A 21,653-nucleotide genomic window follows, 5' to 3' on the forward strand; every position below is an offset into this window, starting at 1 on the left:
ATTCTCCCTCGGCACACTATGTTGACTCAGGGCTCTTCCTTCAGCCATTCACTGTTCAGCGTGTCACTGTCACCCAGATAATCCAGCAACCAGCTCAGCGCCGGTGAAGCCTGCTGCTCAGACCAGCTCACGCAGCACGGACTGTCCGGAAATCCGCCTTCCAGCGTCAGTTCATGCAAAGCGCCCTTTTGCAGCAGCGGTTGCGCCAGATGGCCCGGCACCATCCCCACGCACAAGCCCGCCAGCAGGCAGTCAAACGCGCTTTCCCAGTCTGGCACCACCAACCGCCGCTGATTATCCAGCGTCCATGTGGTGCGTTTCGGCAAGGCTCTTGAGGTATCTTCCAGCACCAGTGAAGGCCATTCGCCAATGGCCTCTTCACTGGTTTCTGCGTGCTGACGTGCCAGCGGATGATCCGCGGCGACCACACAGCGCCAGTTGAGCGCGCCCATATTGCGGAAGGCGAAGCGGCCACCTACCGGGATAGCCTGTGTCGCGCCGATGGCAACATCCACCCGCCCATCGGCCAACGCATCCCAGACGCCGTTAAATACTTCTGCTGACAGATGCAGTTCCATATCCGGAAAGTGCCGATAAAAGTCGACTACCAGCTGTCGGGTGCGCTGAGATTTAACGATGCGATCGACGGCGATATTAATTTGCCCTCGCCAGCCGTTAGCGACCTGTTGGCACTGCCGTCGGGTGGCTAGCATTTTTTTGATGACACTGCGGCCCTCCTGGATAAATACCCGTCCCGCATCGGTCAGCACCACATCACGGTGGCGACGCTCAAACAACGGCACGGCAAGCCATTCCTCCAGCTGCCGCACGGTATAACTGATGGCTGAGGGTACGCGATGGAGCTCTGCGGCGGCAGCGGTAAAACTGCCGCTGCGGGCAACTGCATCAACCACTTCAAGGGAATGTTCTGACCACATAATCTGCCTGCAATATTTTTGAACGCAACCTGCAAATATTACCGTTTCACAAGCTGTATGGCACGCGATTACACTCTGCGGCGTTTCGTTCATCACAAATAAAGAGCAAAAGAATGCCTTCGAAAGGATTTATTGTTTACCTGGCGCTGTTAAGCGTGGCAGGTTTCCTCGCTACCGATATGTACCTGCCTGCCTTTGGTGCCATGCAACAAGACCTGCAAACCGATGCCGGGATCATCAGCGCCAGCCTCAGCCTGTTCCTGGCGGGTTTTGCCATCGCCCAGCTGTTTTGGGGTCCGTTGTCGGATCGTATTGGCCGTAAGCCTGTGCTGTTGATGGGTCTGAGTCTGTTCGCCGTCAGTTGTGGCGCGATGTGGTGGGTAGATTCTGCTGCTGCCCTGCTGGCGTTGCGCTTTGTGCAAGCGGTGGGGATTTGTGCCGCTGCCGTCAGCTGGCAGGCACTGGTTGTCGACCGCTATTCCGCCAGCCAGGCAAATCGCGTATTCGCCTCCATCATGCCGTTAGTGGCACTCTCGCCTGCGCTCGCGCCGTTACTGGGCGCCTGGTTACTCAACCATTTCAGCTGGCGCGCCATTTTTGTCGCGCTTCTGCTGGTCGCGGTGGTGCTGCTGATTTCCACCTTGTTCCTCGCGCCAACGGTGAAGAAGCCGGTGGTGGATGGCGTGAAGAAAATGGGCTTTTTCAGCCTGTTAAAATCGCCGGTTTACAGCGGTAACGTGCTGATTTATGCCGCCTGTTCAGCCAGCTTCTTTGCCTGGCTGACCGGTTCGCCCTTCATTCTTGGCAATCTTGGCATGTCTCCCGGTGACATTGGGCTGAGCTACGTGCCTCAGACGCTGGCCTTTTTGATTGGCGGCTTCGGCTGCCGCACGTTGCTGAAACACACTGAAGGCCGCTCCCTGCTGCCCTGGTTACTGGCAATCTATTCACTCAGCATTGTGGCTTTTTTTATCGCCGCGCAGATTGAAGATCCGTCTATGGTGGCGTTATTGCTGCCGTTCTGCGGTATGGCGTTAGCAAACGGTGCGATTTATCCGATTGTCGTGTCGAATGCCCTCTTACCTTTCCCGCAATCGAGTGGTAAAGCCGCTGCCCTGCAGAACACGCTGCAACTGGGTTTGTGCTGCATCGCCAGTCTGATTGTTTCCACATTTATCAGCACTTCGCTGTTCACCACCTCGCTGGTGATGATCTCGACTGTTGTTCTGGCAGGAATCGGCTATATTTTACAACGGGCGAAGGCGGAAAAGCTCGCTCTGGCGGACGCGCACAGCGGTCGCTAACAGCTTGATTCCAATTGGTTAGCACCCTAACAATAAACAATTGAATATTGCCTGGCGTGAGCATATACTCATTTCAGGCAACACAAAATAACAAGTTCGTCGCAATTTTTTGAGTCCTGACAAGGTGGTCAAGGTGTTATCCCGCGCGGCATTCGTTGCGCAACTCTGCAGGCACTATTCTTAACAATCCTCTGTAACGCCGGATATCAGGCGTACGGTTTATCCGTGCGTGTTCTCAAATCCTGTAGAAATTGTCTATTCTATTTCTCAGGTTTCAATCACACAGGGTGATGGAGAAGCTATGAGTTCATCGTGTATAGAAGAAGTGAGCCTGGTCGAGGATCATTGGTATCGAATCGTCCAGGAAATGCTACGCAATGCAGATATTGAGGTCAACGGCACACGCCCCTGGGATATCCAGATTAAAAATCCGGAGTTCTTCAAGCGCGTGATGCAAGAGGGCTCACTGGGATTGGGCGAAAGTTATATGGATGGCTGGTGGGAATGCGAAAATCTGGATATGTTTTTCCATCGCGTTCTGGTCGCCAAACTCGATCAACAACTCCCCCACCACTTTAAAGATACGCTCAGAATAGCTGCCGCCAGATTAACCAATCTGCAATCACGAAAACGCGCCTGGATTGTCGGTAAAGAGCATTACGATCTGGGTAACGATCTGTTCTCACTGATGCTTGATGATCATATGCAATATTCCTGTGGCTACTGGAAAGAAGCGCAAACGCTGGAAGAAGCACAGAATGCTAAATTAAAAATGATCTGCGATAAACTGCAATTAGCACCAGGCATGTCACTGCTGGATATTGGCTGTGGTTGGGGCGGACTGGCTGAATATGCCGCCAGAAATTACGGTGTCAGCGTATTTGGCGTCACTATCTCTGCTGAACAGCAGAAAATGGCTCAAGAGCGATGTGAAGGGCTGGATGTCACTATTCTGTTGCAAGATTACCGCGATTTAAACCAGCAGTTTGACCGCATATCTTCCGTAGGCATGTTTGAACATGTTGGACCTAAAAACTACGCCACCTATTTTGACGTGGTAAACCGCAATCTGAAACCTGACGGTATTTTCCTGCTTCACACCATCGGTGCCAATAAGACCAATGAACATGTTGATCCCTGGATCAATAAGTACATTTTCCCTAATGGCTGTCTGCCTTCAGTACGCCACATCTCTGAAGCGCACGAGCCGCATTTCGTTATGGAAGACTGGCACAACTTTGGTCAGGACTATGACACCACTCTGATGGCATGGCACGAGCGGTTCCTCGCGGCCTGGCCCCAGCTGGCAGAAAAATACGGTGAGCGTTTTAAACGGATGTTCGTCTATTACCTGAATGCCTGTGCCGGCGCTTTCCGCGCCCGCGATATTCAACTGTGGCAGGTGGTCTTTACCCATGGGGTTGAGGGCGGTTTACGCGTCCCGCATTAAGATCACCCAGATAAAAAAAAGGCTGACAGGATGAATTGTCAGCCTTTTTTATTTTATGGGCTACTCATCAAGTTCTGAGGCTGCCGCAGCAAGCAGAGCCGCTTCACGTTGAGCCAGTACCCGTTCAACGGTTTCGACAATCGCCTGGGTATGAGGATCGATTTCAATATTTACCCGATCGCCCAGACGTTTCGCGCCCAGCGTGGTTCTCGCCAGCGTTTCAGGAATAAGGTGGACACAGAATTTAGTTTTAGTCACTTCACCCACCGTCAGACTGATCCCATCAATGCCAATAAAGCCTTTATGAAGGATATATTTCATCTGCTGAGCGTCCTGCGGCTTAAACCAGATTTCGCGATTATTCTCAGAAGTAATTATTTTGCTGATTTCTGCGGTGGTCATAATGTGCCCGGACATCAAATGACCGCCAATTTCATCGCTGAATTTTGCCGCACGTTCAACGTTAATCGTATCGCCGACGTTAAGGTCGCCAAGATTAGTAATACGCAGTGTCTCTTTAACCAAATCAAAACTGACGCGATCGCCCTGCACTTCAGTTACCGTCAGGCAGCAGCCATTGTGAGAAACAGATGCGCCCAATTCCAGACCCGGCAACAATTCAGTCGGTAAGCGGACGATATGCGTGCGGAAATTAGGTTTCTCTTCAATTGCCAGCACCTCTGCGGTGCCCTGCACAATACCGGTAAACATAGTCATGGCCTCAATAATTGAATTCTTACGCTAGTTTGCCCTGGCTAAGTGAGAAAACCAAATGCAACCGGATGATTTAGCGTGACATGAAGAGCTATTCTTAACGCGAATCATTGGCTATTTCCTCTGCGATCATTACACTGTGCGGCCTGCCCTGCTGATAATTCGCCAAAATAACGTTTTTTGCCTTCGCAGAGCCCCTTCCTCCAGTTAATTCAATAGGTGTATAAGTGCAGAAGTACCTGACAGAGGCGCGTCAATTATTAGCGCTGGCAATCCCGGTGATCCTTGCGCAAGTTGCGCAAACCGCTATGGGTTTTGTTGATACCATTATGGCCGGCGCAGTGAGCGCCACGGATATGGCCGCCGTCGCCGTGGGCACGTCTATTTGGTTGCCTACCATTCTCTTCGGCCATGGTCTGTTATTGTCACTTACGCCTGTCGTTGCGCAATTTAACGGCTCTGGCCGACGCGATCGCGTGGCTTATCAGGTTCGCCAGGCTTACTGGCTGGCTGGCGTAGTCTCCATCGTGATCATGGTGGTGCTGTATAACGCCGGATTTGTTATCCGTTCGATGAAGAATATCGACCCGAAAATGGCCGAGATTGCTGTCGGCTATCTGCATGCGCTGCTATGGGGTGCGCCGGGCTATCTGTTCTTCCAGGTCATGCGCAATCAGTGCGAAGGGTTGTCTAAAACCAAACCGGGCATGGTGATGGGCTTTATTGGTCTGCTGGTGAATATCCCGGTTAACTATATCTTCATTTATGGTCATTTCGGCATGCCGGCGCTCGGCGGCGTAGGCTGTGGCGTGGCAACGGCTTCGGTCTACTGGGTGATGTTTATCGCCATGAAGTACTGGGTCAGCCGCGCACGATCGATGCGTGATATCCGCCTGACCGATCGCTTCACCCGTCCCGATCATGCGGTTCTCTGGCGCCTGTTCAAGCTCGGCCTGCCGGTGGCACTGGCGCTGTTCTTTGAAGTGACGCTGTTTGCCGTGGTTGCCCTGCTGGTTTCCCCCATGGGCATCGTCAAAGTGGCGGGCCATCAGATCGCACTGAACTTCAGTTCGTTGATGTTCGTGCTGCCGCTTTCGCTGGGTGTGGCGACCACCATCCGGGTTGGATTCCGCCTGGGTCAGGGCTCAACTGAAGCGGCCCGGGTTTCTGCCTGGACTGCGCAGGCGGTTGGCGTGTCGCTGGCCTTGATAACCGCGCTGTTCACCGTCACCTTCCGTGAACATATCGCCCTTCTTTATACCGATAACCCGGAAGTGATCACCCTTGCCGCTCATCTGATGCTGCTGGCAGCGATTTATCAGTTCTCTGACTCTATCCAGGTGATCGGTAGCGGTATTTTGCGCGGCTATAAGGACACCCGGTCGATCTTCTTCATCACCTTTATTGCCTACTGGATACTCGGCCTACCGTGCGGATATGTTCTGGCGATGACCGACTGGGTAGTGCCAGGCATGGGGCCAGCCGGTTTCTGGATCGGTTTTATTATCGGCCTGACCTCTGCGGCAGTGATGATGGTGTGGCGGATGAGACGTCTGCAACAACAACCGGCAGCGGTGATTCTGGCGCGCGCAGCACATTAATTTTTCGGCGATTTTCTGCCGATGATGTTCAAAATTGCTGCGCTTCGCACAGTTGCGCAGCAGTCGCGAAGAAAAAAGCAGATTTCCGCTTGCCAGTCGTTGAGGCTGTCGTTAATATTCGTCCCCGCTGTTACCAAGACAGCAATCAGTGCGTTCTTAGCTCAGTTGGTTAGAGCACCACCTTGACATGGTGGGGGTCGGAGGTTCGAGTCCTCTAGAACGCACCACAGTGCGTCCGTAGCTCAGTTGGTTAGAGCACTACCTTGACATGGTAGGGGTCGGTGGTTCGAGTCCACTCGGACGCACCATTAGTTTCGCGTTCTTAGCTCAGTTGGTTAGAGCACTACCTTGACATGGTAGGGGTCGGAGGTTCGAGTCCTCTAGAACGCACCATCTCGCCTTACTCTGCGTTAAATCCTAAAAACACCCGTCTCCTTTTTTGCGCAACAAGCTGATCTATCGCAACCTTTGCCACACTCCCTACTGCTTTTTAATTGGTTTTCGCCAACTTAACTACTATAATGTGCAACGTTGTTTCACTTGAATGGTTTCAGCGTATGGTTGACCCTATAGCAAAAACGATAGCATGTTGCGCAACGCACTCTTGCGCGCGCGCTGAAACCGCGTCTCAACTTCCCCTGCACGCTTTACCACAGTCACCTATTCTTATTTTGTATCGCAGTTCGCCTTTCAGGCACGAATTCTTAGCCGGCGCTTTCCAGCTCCCGGGATCTCGCTTTTCTCATCCATCACAACTTAATAGATAACTCGTCATGAAAAAGACTAAGATCGTTTGTACTATCGGTCCAAAAACCGAATCCGAAGAAATGTTGACCAACCTGCTTGATGCAGGCATGAACGTAATGCGCCTTAACTTCTCCCACGGCGATTACGAAGAACACGGTAAACGTATCTCAAATCTGCGTGCCGTGATGAGTAAGACCGGACATCAGGCGGCTATCCTTTTGGATACCAAAGGCCCTGAAATCCGCACCATGAAACTGGAAGGCGGCAACGATGCCTCGTTGAAAGCCGGCCAGACCTTTACCTTCACCACTGACCAGTCAGTGATTGGTAATGATTCTCGCGTCGCAGTGACTTATGCAGGCTTTACCGCCGATCTGAAAATCGGTAACACCGTGCTGGTTGATGACGGTCTGATCGGTATGGAAGTGACTGAAGTCACCGAAAACACCGTGGTCTGTAAAGTGCTGAACAACGGTGACCTGGGCGAAAACAAAGGCGTTAACCTGCCGGGCGTTTCTATCCAGCTGCCTGCACTGGCTGAAAAAGACAAACGTGACCTGATCTTTGGTTGCGAGCAAGGCGTGGACTTCGTGGCCGCGTCCTTTATCCGTAAGCGTTCAGACGTGCTGGAAATTCGTGAGCACCTGAAGGCGCACGGCGGCGAGCACATTCAGATCATCTCTAAAATCGAAAACCAGGAAGGCCTGAACAACTTCGACGAGATCCTCGAAGCGTCTGACGGCATCATGGTTGCTCGTGGTGATTTGGGCGTTGAAATCCCGGTTGAAGAAGTGATCTTTGCGCAGAAGATGATGATCAAGAAATGTAACCGCGCCCGCAAAGTGGTGATCACCGCGACGCAGATGCTGGATTCAATGATCAAAAACCCACGCCCTACCCGTGCGGAAGCTGGCGACGTGGCAAACGCCATCCTGGACGGGACTGACGCCGTCATGCTGTCTGGTGAAAGTGCTAAGGGTAAGTACCCGCTGGAATCAGTGACCATCATGGCCACTATCTGCGAGCGTACTGACCGCGTGATGAAGAGCCGTATCGACTCTCAGCATGACAACCGCAAAATGCGCATTACCGAAGCGGTATGCCGTGGCGCCGTTGAAACTGCCCAGAACCTGGAAGCGCCAATCATCGTGGTTGCGACCGAAGGCGGTAAATCAGCCAAGTCAGTGCGTAAGTACTTCCCGAACGCCACTATCCTTGCGTTGACCACTAACGAGCAGACGTCTCGTCAGCTGCTGTTGAGCAAAGGTATCATCACTTCTGTGGTGAAAGAGATCGCCTCTACTGACGATTTCTACCGTTTAGGTAAAGAAGCCGCGCTGGCTAGCGGCTACGGTGTGAAGGGTGATGTGGTAGTCATGGTTTCTGGTGCGTTAGTACCAAGCGGAACTACCAATACTGCCTCTGTGCACGTGCTGTAATAGAAGATTACGCCTTGTAGATAAAAAGCGCCCCGAGAGGCGCTTTTTTTACAACTTGTGTTAAGGCCTTTCATAAAACTTCCATTTGAAATTAACCGTTCGAATAGAAAAATCTTAAGATGTGTCCGATTAAAGTAGCCTGTTTTAGCTAATTTTTTTGCATAAAACTGGAAAGACGGTGCATCTTTGAGCGAACGATCAAATTTAAGCACGTTCTCATCAAAAATTTATTCTCATTAGAAAATACTTTGTGTAATACTTGTAACGCTACATGGAGATTAACTCAATCTAGAGGGTATAAATAATGAATCGTACTAAACTGGTACTGGGCGCGGTAATCCTGGGTTCAACTTTGCTGGCTGGCTGTTCAAGCAACGCTAAAATCGATCAGCTGTCTACCGACGTGCAGACTCTGAACGCTAAAGTTGACCAGCTGAGCAACGACGTGAACGCAATGCGTTCTGACGTTCAGGCTGCTAAAGACGACGCAGCTCGCGCTAACCAGCGTCTGGACAACCAGGCTCACTCTTACCGTAAGTAAGAGTTCTGGTTTGAAAATGGCGCACATTGTGCGCCATTTTTTTTGGCTTTTTTTCAGCTTCCCTGCTGACCTCTTCTTCACTTCCCTTCCTGATATCCTGCTATAACCGACAAGGGTATGCTAAACGCGCCACAATCAATTCTGCGGGGTTTCGCCCTCAGCCTGACTCACGGTTGCCGGTTCCGCTTTCGCGCGCTCAGAATCGCTCTGCTGCATAATGGCAGGCATCGGCGTATCTGAGGTCACCGCTTCACCCTGACTCACCAGCACCGGCATGCCTGAACGGCGCGCTAAAACCTCTTTAATCACCTCAGCGTCGCTGTGCTCGCTTTTAACGAACTTCTTGCCCGTGGCATTAAGTGGCAGCGGCATGATCTGCGGATCGTCCTTATCGCTGTGTGAGAGCGGCTGATGGACCTCCAGATAGCGTTTGCCATCCGGTTCAACGGCATACTTCACCGGCTGGTTGATAATCTGCACCCTGGTGCCTTTCGGCACGCTGTTGAACAGTGCCTCGATATCATCCGGTCTGAGGCGAATACAGCCTGAGCTGACGCGCATGCCGATACCAAAATCCGCGTTGGTGCCATGGATCAGGTAGTGCCCCTGTCCGTAAGCCAGGCGCATCGCATACAGCCCCATCGGGTTGTCCGGACCCGCAGGCACCGTCACCGGCAAGGTTTTGCCTTCAGCGGCGTAGCGTTTACGGATATTGGGGGTGGGCGTCCAGGTAGGATTGGGGATTTTCTGGCTAACACTGGTGACCATCGGTGGCGTGTTCGCGCCCAGCTGGCCGATGCCGATTGGATAAACCACCACTTTGTTTTCCCCTTTCGGGTAGTAATAAAGCCGCAGCTCCGCCACGTTCACCACGATCCCTTCCCGCTTGGTATCCGGAAGCAGCATTTGCGTAGGAATGGTCAACTGACTGCCCGCTTTGGGTAACCAGGGATCGGTGCCGGGATTCGCTTCTAACATGCCCAACAGGCCAATTTTATATTTGGCGGCAACGACTTCCAACGGGCGACCGTCATTGGGTACGGTATAGGTGGAATTTTCGCCGATTAAGCGGCTGTTATCTGCGGGCAAAGGATAGTCGGTGGCGCGGGCATACTGCGTTGAGGCAAGGAGTGTCAGGAGCAATGCGGCAAGAGGAGACAAAAGTTTCATGCGAATTTCTCGGTTAGGATGAAGAAACTTCCCGCGTGCGAAGCGGGAAGCCTGTCGAGAAGTGTAGCAAGTTAGCCCTGGCTGAGAACCTGAGCTTTTTGACGAATAGCGCGGATCATCGCTTCCAGTCCCTGAGAACGGGAAGGCGTAAGGTGCTGAGCTAACGCCAGCTGTTCGAAAAAGGGACGCACATCAAAGGCCAGAATTTCTGCGGGTGTCATCTGCTGATACAGAATAAAGACCACCGCAATCAATCCTTTAACGATCGCTGCATCGCTGTCACCATGTAACTGAACACGGCCGCTGTCATCGGTGCTCATCAGGATCCACACCTGACTCTGACAGCCAGAAATGGTGTTTTCCGGCTGATGCAATGATTCAGACAATTCTGGCAACATCGCGCCTAATTCAATGACGTACAGATACTTCTCTTCCCAGTTCGCACAGCGGGTAAAGTTGCGAACCAGTTTTTCTTTCTCTGGCAAGGTTGCCATTCGTTCCTCCGAAAGCCGCCGGGCAATCAGCCCAACAGACGGTGTATACGTGTCAGTCCTGCCGCCAGGCGGTCGGCTTCTTCTTCGCTGTTATACAGCACGAAAGAAGCACGACACATCGCCGGCACGCCGTAATGGGTCATCAGCGGCATGGCGCAGTGGTGGCCAGTGCGGATAGCAATACCGTACTGATCGAGGAAGCTACCGACATCGTAGGCATGATGCTGTCCCAGATTGAAGGCGATGACGCCTGCACGCTGCTGCGGACCGTAAATCACCAAATCGGGAACCGAAGCCAGCTTGTCGAGGGCATAACGCATCAGCGACTGCTCACGCTCCTGGATAACGTCCAGACCCAGATCGGTTACCCATTTTAACGCAGCGCCCAGGCCGATAATGCCACCGGTGTTCGGTGAACCGGCTTCAAAACGCCATGGTGCCGCGTTATAGGTGGTCCCTTCTGTCAGGCTGACGTTGGCAATCATCGATCCGCCGCCTTCCCAGGGTGGCATCTGATCCAGCATGGCTTTACGCCCAAACAGGATGCCGATGCCGGACGGGCCGTAAATTTTATGCCCGGAGAAGGCATAAAAATCACAGCCGAGATCCTGCACATCGATGGTCTCATGCATTATCGCCTGAGCACCATCGACCAGCGTCGCCACGCCTGCGGCTTTCGCCTGCGCGATAATCTCTTTCACCGGGTTTACCGTGCCAAGCACGTTGGACACCTGAGTCAGCGCCAGCATACGCGTGCGGCTGTCGATCAGACCTGGCAGCGCCGAGAGATCCAGCTCACCGGTGTCGGTCAGCGGGATAAAACGGATTTCAGCACCGGTACGCTGGGCCACCATCTGCCACGGAACGATATTGGCATGGTGTTCCATCGCGGTGATGATGATGTTGTCACCCGCCTGTAACTGACTTCCGCCCCAGCTGCTGGCAACCAGATTGATCGCCTCAGTGGTGCCTTTAACAAAGACAATCTCTTCTGGCGAAGCAGCATTAAGGAAACGTGCCGCCTGAATGCGGACGTTTTCCATTTCGGTGGTCGCTTCTGCACTCAGGGTATGAATACCCCGGTGCACAGCGGCATAGCCATGTTGATAAAAATGGCTTTCAGCATCGATCACTGCTTGCGGCTTCTGGGCGCTTGCGGCGCTGTCGAGATAGGCCAGAGGCTGGCCATTCACTTCTCGCGACAGAACCGGAAATTCAGCCCGGACGCGTGCCAGGTCAAAACTCATTGAAGGCCTCCAGGGAAACGCTGAGCAATACGTTGCATCACCGCTTCTTTCAGCACCTCATCCGTAATGGCTTCAGTCAGTTCGGCGGCAAAGGCGTAGATAATCATGCGCTGGGCAGACTCTTCGTTAATCCCACGGGCACGAAGGTAGAACATCTGCTCATCGTCAATACGACCAATGGTTGCACCATGGCTACACTTCACGTCATCCGCGTAGATTTCCAGCTGAGGCTTGGTATCCACTTCGGCCAGGCGGCCCAGCAACAGGTTGTTGTTGGTCATCTGTCCGTCAGTTTTCAGCGCGTGCTTCGCCACTTTAATCATGCCGTTAAACACCGCACGGGCTTTATCACGCACGATGGTTTTGTGCAGCTGACGGCTCTGGCAATGACCTTTGTTATGCTCAAGGTAAGTGCGGCTGTCGCAAACTTCTTTATCTACTGGCAACATCAGGCTGTTGATACCCAAATCGGTACCCTCACCGTTCAGCTGAACGCTGGTGTTGTGGCGAGTCAGGCCCGCGCCCAGCAGGAAGCTGTGGCTTTTCACATTCGCGTCACGCTCAATCACCAGATCGTTGTGCGAGAAGTGATAGCTGCTGTTATGTTCAAACGCCAGTTTGTAATGCTTCAGCTGGGCGTTGTTCGCAACGTTAGCGGTGAAGCGTGCGCCGGTGAAATGACTGGCTTCGTTCAGGCTGACGTAGTGCTCAATAATGGTCGCTTCCGCGCCTTCATCTAACTGCAGATGATGACGGTAATGCGAGGTGCTCATTTCTGCCTGCGCGCTGCTGCTGATGTGCAGCATATACAGCGCACGTGCGGCCGATTTGCCACGGGCAAGGTGAATTGACGTCACCTCTTCCGCCAGGCTTTCGGTCAAATGCAGGAACACTTCCGCTTGCACAGGTGCGCTTAATTCGCGACGTTGCGCTGAATCCGTCACCTGAACGTTAAACAGATCGAATTCGCTGTCGCTTAAGGCGGCATTGAAGCGGCCATCAACGAAGACCATTTTGATCGCGTCAATATCCAGCGCCAGGGCTTTAACCTGCTCTGCCGTCACGTCAGCCGCTGTTGGTGCCGCAAACTGATGGTCGAACAAGCCTTCCAGCGGGGTGTATTTCCAGTTTTCCTGCTTGCGCGTAGGCAGGCCTAAACGCAGCACCTGCTGCCAGTGCTGCTGCGCCTGCAGGGAACGGTTAGCGCTCTGCGTTTCAAACATGTGATGCCACTGCTGGAGGGCATTGTCACTATTCCTGGTCGGTAAGCCAGCCATAGCCTTGCTCCTCGAGTTGTTTCACCAGCGAGAAGTCACCAGACTTCACAATCTTGCCCTGATACAGCACGTGGACGAAGTCAGGCTTGATGTAATCCAGGATACGCTGATAGTGAGTGACGATGATGAAGGCACGCTTGCCATCACGCAGCGTGTTCACGCCGTTGGCAACGGTTTTCAGGGCATCGATATCCAGACCGGAGTCGGTTTCATCCAGAATGCACAGCTCAGGTTCCAGAGCCGCCATCTGCAGAATGTCGTTACGTTTTTTCTCACCGCCGGAGAAGCCGACGTTTACTGAACGGGTCAGCAAATCTTCAGGCATTTTCAGCAGCTGAATTTTGTCTTCGATGAAGTCCTGGAAATCAAAACGGTCCAGCGCATCCTGATCGCGGTATTTGCGCACTGAGTTGACGGCCGTCTGCAGGAAGAACTGGTTGCTGACGCCTGGGATCTCAACCGGGTACTGGAAAGCCATAAAGATGCCTTCGCCAGCGCGATCTTCAGGGGAGAGTTCCAGCAGGTCTTTGCCTTTAAAGCTGACCGAACCACCGGTGATTTCGTACTCTTCGCGGCCCGCCAGCGTGGCAGACAGCGTACTTTTACCTGAACCGTTTGGGCCCATGATCGCGTGAACTTCACCCGCTTTCACCTCGAGGTCCAGCCCGCGCAGGATCTCTTTATCTTCAATGCTAACCTGTAAATCTTTAATACTTAACATAGTGTTTCCCTGGCAGTGCTGTCCGGCACTGCGCTGAATGACCGTTAGCGCGGGGGCTTAGCCCACGCTGTGTTCAAGGCTGATCGCCAGCAGTTTCTGCGCTTCCACCGCGAATTCCAGCGGCAGTTCGGAGAAGACGTCTTTACAGAAGCCGTTCACAATCATCGAAATTGCGTCATCTTCACTGATGCCACGCTGCAGGCAGTAGAACATCTGATCTTCACCAATTCTTGACGTCGTCGCCTCATGCTCCAGCTGTGCCGTGTTGTTACGCACTTCCACATACGGGAAGGTATGCGCGCCACAGTCAGCACCAATCAGCATCGAGTCACACTGGGTGAAGTTACGGGCATTGGTTGCCGTCGGCATGATTTTCACCAGACCACGGTAAGTGTTCTGGCTTTTGCCCGCTGAAATACCTTTAGAGATGATGGTCGACTTGGTGTTCTTGCCGATGTGGATCATCTTGGTGCCGGTATCCGCCTGCTGATGACCGCTGGTCAGCGCCACAGAGAAGAATTCACCGACCGAGTTGTCACCACGCAGGATCACACTTGGGTATTTCCAGGTGATCGCCGAGCCGGTTTCAGACTGCGTCCAGGACATCTTGCTGTTCTCACCTTCACACAGCGCGCGCTTGGTAACGAAGTTCAGGATACCGCCTTCAGACTCGCCGCCGGAGAACCAGTTCTGCACGGTGGAGTACTTCACTTCAGCATCTTTATGAATGATGACTTCAACAACGGCCGCGTGCAGCTGATAGGTGTCGCGAACCGGCGCTGAACAGCCTTCGATGTAGCTGACGTAGCTGCCTTCATCGGCGATCAGGATGGTGCGCTCGAACTGACCGGTTTTCGCCGCGTTGATGCGGAAATAGGTCGACAGCTCCATCGGACAACGGACGCCTTTCGGGATGTACACAAAAGTACCGTCGGAAGCCACCGCGGAGTTCAGCGCAGCAAAGAAGTTGTCGTTAGCAGGAACCACGGTGCCCAGATACTGTTTAACCAGTTCCGGGTGATCGTGGATCGCTTCGCCGAAGGAACAGAAGATAATCCCCTGCTCTGCCAGCTTGCCACGATAGGTTGTGGAAACCGATACCGAGTCAAAAATCGCATCAACAGCCACTTCCTGACCTTCACGAACCGGGACGCCAAGCTGCTTAAAGGCGTTCTCCACTTCTTCAGTCAGGTAGTTAGCAGGCGTCGCACCGGAAGTCTGCTGGGCACCAGGCTCGGAAGCACAGCTGTCATCACAGTTGCCGCACGATGGCGCGGAGTAGTAGCTGTAATCCTGGTAATCCAGCGATTTGTAGTTCGCCTTCAGCCAGTGCGGCTCTTCCATTTCCAACCAGGCAGCAAACGCCTTCAGGCGGAATTCAAGCATCCACTCTGGCTCGTTACGCTTGGCAGAAATCGCGCGCACAACGTCTTCGTTGATGCCGTTTTCAAATTCTTCGGTTTGCAGCTGAGTGAAGAAACCTTCTTTGTACTTCTGATGGTTTCCTTCCCAGACCTGCACATCATCCGATGTATCAGTGTTTCGGGACATAAGTTTTACTCAACGCCAAAGCTCTCACCACAGCCACAGGCGTGTTGAGCTTTAGGATTATTAAATTTGAAAATCTGGTTCAGACCTTCACGAACGAAATCTACTTCGGTACCGTCGATGAAAGGCATAGCCTGCAGAGGCACATACAGATGCGCGCCCTGATGGGTAAAGACCAAATCGTCGTCGGCAGGCTCTTTCACCATATCCATGGTGTAGCCAAAACCGGCGCAGCCAGACGTTTTCACGCCGAGCTTTAAGCCCTTCACTTGCGCGTCATCGGCTGCCAGCACAATGATCTGTTTTGCGGCGCTGTCAGTGATGGTCAGTCCCTTCCAGACGTAGTCGTCGGGAGAAAAAGAAGCCGTAGTTGCTGATGGCATAACATTACCTCGTGAGTCGATAGCCGTTAAGGCTAATGCCCCTATGTTAGTGATAATGAATATCGCTTCAACCTCTTGTTTTGCAGGGATTAAGGCCAAATGGGGTTTTTTAGCCCTCTTTATTCAGTTTAGACCCTGTAAGGAGGATTGCGATCTGCGTCACGCGTCGATTTAACGTAATGGTAACACATTGAAAACAAGTCAGTAAATCCAGGCGCGCTTACGCTAAACGGGAATAATACTCATTTTAACTCTTTCAGCGTCGCCAATTATCGTTATGACCAATTTATCTGAGAGGCCGCATTTATCGATAAAAATTTCTTACGGTGACGTTGAATTATACACCAGTTACTCTATGATAATGATTATCATTAACGAGTGAGCCCTAAAATGAATCTGTCGATAAGTGCCTGGCTGCAACACAAGATTGACGAATACAAATATTCCGTTCGTGATATCACCGTCGATTACTACATGGCACAAGCCAAAGTAGACCGTCCGGAATGCACCCTCGAACAACTGCGCAAATTCAATGATACCTGCCTGGATATGGCCGAACTTTGCCAGCTTAACGGCGACGACCACAGCTACCTGCATGCCATGGGAAAACTTCACCATCGCCTGGTTCAGGAGTTGGGAAACGCCGAACGTGACAGGTTGTTCCGTATGCAAGCCTGGCAGCTAGCCCGACACTCACTTACCCGCTTGTGCCATCAACTGGCAATGAGCGGCGAATGGGATAAAGCCACCAAACTGCAAAGCGAATTCGTTAAGCACGCATCCTGGATACTGTGAGGCGTCCGGGCGCGATTTTAAAGGCCCAGAAGTATATCACTCTTTTGCGCTGGCTGATATCACCGTGGTAGTGAGCCTGGAGCTGCAGCACAGGCGCTGCTGCGGGTCATAAACCTCAATCTGCCAGACCTGGTGACGACGTCCCAGGTGCAGTGCGCGACAAACTCCCCTCACCTCTCCTTCACGCACTGAGCGCAGATGATTGGCGTTAATTTCCAGTCCAACGATACGATCATCGCCTTCGGTACAGAGATAGCCCGCCATCGAACCCAGGGTCTCTGCCAACACGGCGGACGCGCCGCCGTGTAACAGGCCAAAAGGCTGACGCGTGCGGGCATCCACCGGCATTGTCGCCGTCAATGTCTGCTCATCCACCGCGGTGAAGACGATGCCCAGATGCGCCACCAGCGTGTCCTGGCTGCGCTGGTTAAGCTGCTCCAGGGTGAATTCACGCTTCCAGATTGTCATCGGATTAACTCCAGTAATGCCTGTAAGGGATGACGCATGCCGTTACCTTCCACACGCTTCACCTGGCTGCGACACGAGTAACCGGTGGCCAGACAGCGTTGGCGAGGCAGTTTTTGCAGCGCCTGATGCCACGAGAGCTCGTAAATGCCCAGCGAGTTTTCCAGGTTTTTGCTTTCGTGACCGTAGGTTCCCGCCATGCCACAGCAGCCGACGCTGATGTTTTCCAGCTTCGCGCCGAAACGGGCAAATATCCCTTCCCATTGCTTCGTCGATGCCGGCAATGCCGTCACTTCGGTACAGTGGCCAAACAGATACCAGGCCTCCTGATTGCCAGACTGAACGTCCTGAGGCGGAAGCGCCTGTTGCAGCCACTCATGCACCAGCTGCACGTGGAAGTCACCACGCTGATCTTTCAGGATCTCTTTGTACTCATCGCGATAGCACAACACCAGCGCCGGATCGACACCGACCAACGGCAGCTCCAGTTTTGCCACGCGATTGAGGAAATCGGCGGTTTTCCTGGCGGTCCGCGCAAAACTCTGCAGGAAACCTTTCACATGCTGCGCTTTCCCGTTCGGTGAGAAAGGCAGCACCACCGGTTTGTAGCCCAGCTTGCTGATAAGCTTGACGAAGTCTGTTACCAGCTGCGCTTCGTAATAGCTGGTAAACGGATCCTGTACCACCAGCACATGGCGCTCGCGCTCCGCCGGGCTCATCGCTTCCAGCGATTCCAGCGTGGTGTTGATGGCGGGCTGACCCGCGAGCTGCTTTTTCAGGTTCGGCGAGGAAAGCAAAGGCAGATCGACCATGCCCACGTGGCGTTTACTCATCTCCCGCACCAGCGGCTGGCGCAGGAAGAAGTTAAAGAATTTCGGCGCTTTGGCCATCAGCGGCGCGTAGCTCTCCACGGTGCCGACCAGATAATCACTGGCCGGACGCAGATAGCGTGTGTGATAGAGCTGCAGGAAGCGTGAGCGGAAGCCCGGCACATCAATTTTGATGGGGCACTGCGTGGAACAGGCCTTGCAGGCCAGGCAGCCGGACATGGCTTCTTTAACCTCATGGGAGAAGTCATATTCACCACGGCGCGCGTACCAACTGTTGCGGGTGCGCTCAATCATTCCCCGCAGGGTAACTTTGGCTTCCGGCAGACGCTTTTCCAGCTCCAGCGGATCAACGCCCTGCTCCGCCAGCAGCCGCAGCCATTCGCGGGTCAGGGTTGCGCGACCTTTGGGAGAATGAATGCGGTTGCCGGTGATTTTCATTGATGGGCACATAGGGCTGCGCACATCAAAGTTAAAGCAAAGTCCGTTGCCGTTACACTCCATGGCACCGCGCCAGTCGCTACGGACAGTAATCGGGATTTGACGATCGTAAGTGCCGCGCTTGGTGGCATCCACTCTCATCATTGGCTCGTCAACGCCTGCTGGCGCACAGATTTTACCCGGATTGAGCCGGTTAGCCGGGTCGAACACCGCCTTGATGTGGCGAAGATCGTTAAACAGCTCTTCGCCAAAGAACTCCGGGCTGTACTGTGCGCGGAAGCCCTTGCCGTGTTCTCCCCACAGCAGACCGCCATAGCGAGCCGTCAGCTCGACCACTTCATCAGAGATTTGCTTCATCAGCATCTCTTGTTGTGGGTCACACATATCCAGCGCTGGACGCACATGCAGCACCCCCGCATCCACATGGCCAAACATGCCATAACTCAGGTTATGGCCGTCCAGCAGCGCACGGAACTCCACGATGTAGTCAGCCAGATGCTGCGGCGGAACACAGGTATCTTCCACAAACGGGATCGGCTTGGCGCGGCCTTTGGCATTGCCCAGCAGGCCGACCGCTTTTTTACGCATCGCGTAGATGCGCTCAATGCCGTCGAGATCGTCGCACAGCTGATAGCCAATCACGCCCGCCTGGCGATTGCTGATCAAGCCATCCAGTCGCTGACAAAGTGACTCAAGCTGGCTGTCGATCAATGCCTTATCGTCACCGGCAAACTCGACTATATTCAGGCCGAGCATCTCCTGGTCGGGCACATCGGTAATCAACTCGCTAACCGAATGCCAGACGATATCTTCACGCGCCAGATTCAACACTTTTGAATCGACGGTTTCGACCGACAACGCTTTGGCTTCAACCATAAAAGGTGCACTGCGCAGTGCCGAGTCAAACGAGTCGTACTTGATATTCACCAGACGGCGAACTTTCGGGATCGGCGTGATATCCAGCCGCGCTTCGGTAATAAAGGCCAGCGTGCCTTCGGCGCCACACAGGATCCGCGTCAGGTCGACATACTGAAGATCGTCGCTGACCACATGACGTAAATCGTAGCCGGTCAGAAAACGGTTCAGTTTCGGGAAGTTATCAATGATGTTCTGGTGACGATCGCGGCAGCGTTCGAGAATGGTGCGGTAAATGCGGCCTTCGTTGCTCTGTTCTTTTGCCAACGTTTCAGCAAGCGCCACGGGAATACTGCGGGTGTCGAGAATATCGCCGCCCAGTAACACCGCTCTCAGGCCTGTTACGTGATCCGAGGTTTTGCCGTACACCAGCGATCCCTGCCCCGACGCATCGGTGTTGATCATCCCACCTAAGGTGGCGCGGTTGCTGGTTGAGAGTTCAGGAGAGAAAAAATAGCCAAAAGGTTTCAGGTAAGCATTGAGCTGATCTTTAATGACGCCAGCTTCAACCTTTACCCAGCCCTGTTCAACATTGATTTCAAGGATGCGGTTCATATGGCGGGACATATCGACCACGATCCCCTGATTCAGGGATTGCCCGTTAGTGCCGGTTCCGCCGCCCCTGGGAGTAAACACCAGGCTGTGGAAGCGTTCTTCACCCGCCAGGCGGGCGATTAGCGCCACATCAGCCGTGGAACGGGGGAACAGAACCGCATCAGGAAGGAGCTGATAGATGCTGTTGTCGGTGGACATGGTAAGACGGTCGGCATAGCTGGTGGCGGTATCGCCGTTAAAACCCTGCTGCTCTAACGCCTGCAAAAAATTCAGCACCAGTTGAACGAGGCCTGGCGCCTGGGAAATCTGTGGGATCATTATCGGGTGACCAGAATGTTGGGTAAACGATTGCTATTGCTGACTCTGTTTTTATCACATTTTTTTATGACCTGTCGCGATCTCAACAATATAGCTGAAAAGAATCGCGTGCCGTTTCTGTCGAAAATGCGTTTAATGCATCATGCTAAGGGATGTTCGGGGAGACAAGGGGTCTTCCGGGAGTATCCCGTCTGTTTTTCTCGCTGAGGTTACCGTGTCAACCATAAAGAACGTGCAAAAAAAAGGCTGGGATTTGCCGCAAATCGTCTTCTCGCTGATGTTTATCATTTTGATGATTGTGGCCTGTTTTTGGGTGGTTCAGCCCTTCGTGCTGGGCTTTGCCTGGGCCAGTATGGTGGTGATTGCCACCTGGCCATTGATGATCAAACTGCAGGGCCTGCTGTGGGGCCGACGCTCGCTGGCGGTGATTGCCATGACGCTGCTGCTGATCCTGCTGTTTGTGCTGCCGGTATCGGTGCTGGTCAACAGCCTGATTGACAGCAGCGGGCCGGTGATCGCCTGGGCCTCTGCCGGGCACATTCAACTCCCCGACATGCACTGGATGAACAGCATTCCGCTGGTCGGCAGAAAGCTGTTTTCCGCGTATCACAACCTGGTGCAGGGCGGCGGCAGCGCGATGATGACCAAAGTGCAGCCTTATATCGGCCGCACCAGTGGCTTCCTGTTTGCGCAGGCCGGGCATTTTGGCCGCTTTATGATGCACCTCGGTCTGATGCTGCTGTTCAGCGTGTTGCTCTATGCCCGGGGTGAACAGGTGGGTCATGGCATACGTCATTTCGCCTTCCGCCTGGCCTCACGTCGGGGTGATGCGGCGGTACTGCTGGCCGGTCAGGCGATCCGCGCCGTGGCGCTGGGCGTAGTGGTCACCGCGCTGGTCCAGGGCTTGCTGGGCGGTATTGGTCTGGCGATATCAGGCATTCCTTATGCTACCGTGCTGACGGTAGTGATGATCCTCTCCTGCCTGGTTCAGCTGGGTCCGCTGGTGGTGTTAATCCCGGCGATTGTCTGGCTGTACTGGACAGGTGATACCACCTGGGGAACGGTGCTGCTGATCTGGAGTTGTGTGGTTGGCACGCTGGATAACGTGCTGCGACCAATGCTCATCCGCATGGGCGCGGATTTACCGATGATCCTGATCCTTTCAGGCGTGATTGGCGGACTGATTGCCTTTGGCATGATTGGCCTGTTTATCGGTCCGGTGGTGTTGGCCGTCTCTTATCGTCTGGTGTCGGTCTGGGTGCATGAAGCGCCGGCGCCGGAAGATGACCCGCTTGAAGTGGTTGAAGAACTGGCAGAGATCGAACACGAACACAGCGCAAAATAATCCTTCCTCTGCGGCCAGCTTGCCTGGCCGCTTTCGTAATTAAAAAAATGTGCGTCACGTCTTAATTCACTTTGATTAGGGTTTTTTACCAGAAAAGCGCATTTTTCACCCTTTTAGCTGATAACACCTGGTAATTGATTACCAGATATACAGTTTCCCAGACGATGTCACCCGGGATCTGTCACAAAAGGTTATGGGTTTTAAACTAATAAGAGGATTCTTAATGACTCCCCCTGCCCGGCTGAATAGTATGAATGACATGTTTATGATCAAACCGCTGATTTCTAAACAACCTTTTTCCCCTGAGTAAACTAAAGAATTGCTGTGTGTAGTCTTTGCCCATCCCATGTGATGGGCTTTTTTTTGCCTGTAGAAAAGCAAAAAGGCCAGATAAACTGGCCTTCGGGGTTATTACAGC

At 53.2% G+C, this 21,653-nt stretch carries 18 protein-coding genes, 3 tRNA genes and 1 other RNA gene; 11 read left to right on the plus strand and 11 right to left on the minus strand.

All coding sequences use genetic code 11. The features are described 5' to 3' along the window. Positions 1-26: 26 nt before the first annotated feature. Positions 27-938 carry a DNA-binding transcriptional activator PunR gene (punR, locus tag AC0IXH_RS07590; protein ID WP_013201935.1) on the minus strand — a complete coding sequence of 304 codons (912 nt, stop codon included), beginning with the start codon at positions 936-938 and terminating at the stop codon, positions 27-29. 113 nt (positions 939-1,051) lie between these two features. On the opposite strand from punR, the gene punC reads away from it, so the two are divergent. Continuing rightward, positions 1,052-2,242, plus strand: coding sequence for a purine nucleoside transporter PunC (gene punC / locus AC0IXH_RS07595; protein WP_455864558.1), 1,191 nt, complete (start codon positions 1,052-1,054; stop codon positions 2,240-2,242). A 301-nt stretch (positions 2,243-2,543) separates the two neighbouring features. Continuing rightward, the gene (cfa, locus tag AC0IXH_RS07600) at positions 2,544-3,692 is read left to right on the plus strand and encodes a cyclopropane fatty acyl phospholipid synthase (protein ID WP_013201933.1); all 1,149 of its coding nucleotides are present in this window, start codon (positions 2,544-2,546) and stop codon (positions 3,690-3,692) included. A 60-nt stretch (positions 3,693-3,752) separates the two neighbouring features. On the opposite strand, the gene AC0IXH_RS07605 is transcribed toward cfa, so the two are convergent. After that, a complete protein-coding gene (locus AC0IXH_RS07605; RefSeq protein ID WP_151038723.1) occupies positions 3,753-4,403 on the minus strand; it encodes a riboflavin synthase subunit alpha in 651 nt (216 codons plus the stop codon). Positions 4,404-4,633: 230 nt separating this feature from the next. Here AC0IXH_RS07605 and AC0IXH_RS07610 point away from each other — a divergent pair, with 230 nt between their 5' ends. From AC0IXH_RS07610 to AC0IXH_RS07635, 6 genes are all read left to right on the plus strand, one after another. Beyond that, positions 4,634-6,007, plus strand: coding sequence for an MATE family efflux transporter (locus tag AC0IXH_RS07610; protein ID WP_471720281.1), 1,374 nt, complete (start codon positions 4,634-4,636; stop codon positions 6,005-6,007). A 150-nt stretch (positions 6,008-6,157) separates the two neighbouring features. Beyond that, positions 6,158-6,234: transfer RNA gene (locus AC0IXH_RS07615), tRNA-Val, on the plus strand. Between the two features lie 4 nt (positions 6,235-6,238). Continuing rightward, positions 6,239-6,315 (plus strand) — tRNA-Val (locus AC0IXH_RS07620). Between the two features lie 8 nt (positions 6,316-6,323). Continuing rightward, positions 6,324-6,400: transfer RNA gene (locus AC0IXH_RS07625), tRNA-Val, on the plus strand. A gap of 380 nt (positions 6,401-6,780) precedes the next feature. Then, positions 6,781-8,193: a pyruvate kinase PykF gene (pykF, locus tag AC0IXH_RS07630; RefSeq protein ID WP_013201930.1), complete on the plus strand. Its 1,413-nt coding sequence runs from the start codon at positions 6,781-6,783 to the stop codon at positions 8,191-8,193. A gap of 304 nt (positions 8,194-8,497) precedes the next feature. Continuing rightward, on the plus strand, positions 8,498-8,734 hold the full coding sequence (locus tag AC0IXH_RS07635) for a major outer membrane lipoprotein (RefSeq protein WP_013201929.1): 237 nt from the start codon (positions 8,498-8,500) through the stop codon (positions 8,732-8,734). A gap of 135 nt (positions 8,735-8,869) precedes the next feature. Here AC0IXH_RS07635 and AC0IXH_RS07640 read toward each other — a convergent pair whose 3' ends face one another. The 7 genes from AC0IXH_RS07640 to sufA all read right to left on the minus strand — a co-directional run bounded on the left by AC0IXH_RS07640 (position 8,870) and on the right by sufA (position 15,574). Continuing rightward, entirely contained in the window at positions 8,870-9,904 is a 1,035-nt protein-coding gene (locus AC0IXH_RS07640; RefSeq protein ID WP_346594751.1) for a L,D-transpeptidase family protein, read from the minus strand. A 71-nt stretch (positions 9,905-9,975) separates the two neighbouring features. After that, on the minus strand, positions 9,976-10,398 hold the full coding sequence (gene sufE / locus AC0IXH_RS07645) for a cysteine desulfuration protein SufE (RefSeq protein ID WP_105759138.1): 423 nt from the start codon (positions 10,396-10,398) through the stop codon (positions 9,976-9,978). Between the two features lie 26 nt (positions 10,399-10,424). Then, the gene (sufS, locus tag AC0IXH_RS07650) at positions 10,425-11,645 is read right to left on the minus strand and encodes a cysteine desulfurase SufS (protein ID WP_471720282.1); all 1,221 of its coding nucleotides are present in this window, start codon (positions 11,643-11,645) and stop codon (positions 10,425-10,427) included. Continuing rightward, positions 11,642-12,922: a Fe-S cluster assembly protein SufD gene (gene sufD / locus AC0IXH_RS07655; RefSeq protein ID WP_053143483.1), complete on the minus strand. Its 1,281-nt coding sequence runs from the start codon at positions 12,920-12,922 to the stop codon at positions 11,642-11,644. Before sufD ends, sufS begins: the two co-directional genes overlap by 4 nt. Continuing rightward, complete coding sequence (gene sufC, locus AC0IXH_RS07660) at positions 12,897-13,643, minus strand: Fe-S cluster assembly ATPase SufC (RefSeq protein ID WP_013201924.1); 747 nt, start codon at positions 13,641-13,643, stop codon at positions 12,897-12,899. Before sufC ends, sufD begins: the two co-directional genes overlap by 26 nt. Before the next feature lie 57 nt (positions 13,644-13,700). Next, positions 13,701-15,194: a Fe-S cluster assembly protein SufB gene (sufB, locus tag AC0IXH_RS07665; protein ID WP_013201923.1), complete on the minus strand. Its 1,494-nt coding sequence runs from the start codon at positions 15,192-15,194 to the stop codon at positions 13,701-13,703. Between the two features lie 5 nt (positions 15,195-15,199). Continuing rightward, positions 15,200-15,574 (minus strand): Fe-S cluster assembly scaffold SufA, encoded by a 375-nt coding sequence (sufA, locus tag AC0IXH_RS07670; protein WP_013201922.1) that lies wholly within the window; start codon positions 15,572-15,574, stop codon positions 15,200-15,202. A gap of 390 nt (positions 15,575-15,964) precedes the next feature. Here sufA and AC0IXH_RS07675 point away from each other — a divergent pair, with 390 nt between their 5' ends. Then, positions 15,965-16,369 carry a hypothetical protein gene (locus AC0IXH_RS07675; RefSeq protein WP_013201921.1) on the plus strand — a complete coding sequence of 135 codons (405 nt, stop codon included), beginning with the start codon at positions 15,965-15,967 and terminating at the stop codon, positions 16,367-16,369. A 36-nt stretch (positions 16,370-16,405) separates the two neighbouring features. On the opposite strand, the gene AC0IXH_RS07680 is transcribed toward AC0IXH_RS07675, so the two are convergent. Further along, on the minus strand, positions 16,406-16,837 hold the full coding sequence (locus tag AC0IXH_RS07680; RefSeq protein WP_455915299.1) for a hotdog fold thioesterase: 432 nt from the start codon (positions 16,835-16,837) through the stop codon (positions 16,406-16,408). Further along, positions 16,834-19,890: a D-2-hydroxyglutarate dehydrogenase YdiJ gene (gene ydiJ / locus AC0IXH_RS07685; protein WP_471720283.1), complete on the minus strand. Its 3,057-nt coding sequence runs from the start codon at positions 19,888-19,890 to the stop codon at positions 16,834-16,836. Before ydiJ ends, AC0IXH_RS07680 begins: the two co-directional genes overlap by 4 nt. 223 nt (positions 19,891-20,113) lie before the next feature. Between ydiJ and ydiK the strand changes: the two genes are divergently transcribed. Beyond that, the gene (gene ydiK / locus AC0IXH_RS07690; protein WP_041692286.1) at positions 20,114-21,235 is read left to right on the plus strand and encodes an AI-2E family transporter YdiK; all 1,122 of its coding nucleotides are present in this window, start codon (positions 20,114-20,116) and stop codon (positions 21,233-21,235) included. Between the two features lie 257 nt (positions 21,236-21,492). Beyond that, positions 21,493-21,602, plus strand: an RNA gene (gene rprA, locus AC0IXH_RS07695) — antisense sRNA RprA. The last annotated feature ends 51 nt before the right edge of the window (positions 21,603-21,653 follow it).

This window comes from Erwinia sp. AC075 (genome assembly GCF_979253995.1).

What these genes read in the sequence shown, in the direction of transcription:
- punR (WP_013201935.1), bottom strand. Translation starts at nt 938, where the DNA reads ATGTGGTCAGAACATTCCCTTGAAGTGGTTGATGCAGTTGCCCGCAGC.
- punC (WP_455864558.1), top strand. Translation starts at nt 1,052, where the DNA reads ATGCCTTCGAAAGGATTTATTGTTTACCTGGCGCTGTTAAGCGTGGCA.
- cfa (WP_013201933.1), top strand. Translation starts at nt 2,544, where the DNA reads ATGAGTTCATCGTGTATAGAAGAAGTGAGCCTGGTCGAGGATCATTGG.
- AC0IXH_RS07605 (WP_151038723.1), bottom strand. Translation starts at nt 4,403, where the DNA reads ATGTTTACCGGTATTGTGCAGGGCACCGCAGAGGTGCTGGCAATTGAA.
- pykF (WP_013201930.1), top strand. Translation starts at nt 6,781, where the DNA reads ATGAAAAAGACTAAGATCGTTTGTACTATCGGTCCAAAAACCGAATCC.
- AC0IXH_RS07635 (WP_013201929.1), top strand. Translation starts at nt 8,498, where the DNA reads ATGAATCGTACTAAACTGGTACTGGGCGCGGTAATCCTGGGTTCAACT.
- AC0IXH_RS07640 (WP_346594751.1), bottom strand. Translation starts at nt 9,904, where the DNA reads ATGAAACTTTTGTCTCCTCTTGCCGCATTGCTCCTGACACTCCTTGCC.
- sufE (WP_105759138.1), bottom strand. Translation starts at nt 10,398, where the DNA reads ATGGCAACCTTGCCAGAGAAAGAAAAACTGGTTCGCAACTTTACCCGC.
- sufS (WP_471720282.1), bottom strand. Translation starts at nt 11,645, where the DNA reads ATGAGTTTTGACCTGGCACGCGTCCGGGCTGAATTTCCGGTTCTGTCG.
- sufD (WP_053143483.1), bottom strand. Translation starts at nt 12,922, where the DNA reads ATGGCTGGCTTACCGACCAGGAATAGTGACAATGCCCTCCAGCAGTGG.
- sufC (WP_013201924.1), bottom strand. Translation starts at nt 13,643, where the DNA reads ATGTTAAGTATTAAAGATTTACAGGTTAGCATTGAAGATAAAGAGATC.
- sufB (WP_013201923.1), bottom strand. Translation starts at nt 15,194, where the DNA reads ATGTCCCGAAACACTGATACATCGGATGATGTGCAGGTCTGGGAAGGA.
- sufA (WP_013201922.1), bottom strand. Translation starts at nt 15,574, where the DNA reads ATGCCATCAGCAACTACGGCTTCTTTTTCTCCCGACGACTACGTCTGG.
- AC0IXH_RS07675 (WP_013201921.1), top strand. Translation starts at nt 15,965, where the DNA reads ATGAATCTGTCGATAAGTGCCTGGCTGCAACACAAGATTGACGAATAC.
- AC0IXH_RS07680 (WP_455915299.1), bottom strand. Translation starts at nt 16,837, where the DNA reads ATGACAATCTGGAAGCGTGAATTCACCCTGGAGCAGCTTAACCAGCGC.
- ydiJ (WP_471720283.1), bottom strand. Translation starts at nt 19,890, where the DNA reads ATGATCCCACAGATTTCCCAGGCGCCAGGCCTCGTTCAACTGGTGCTG.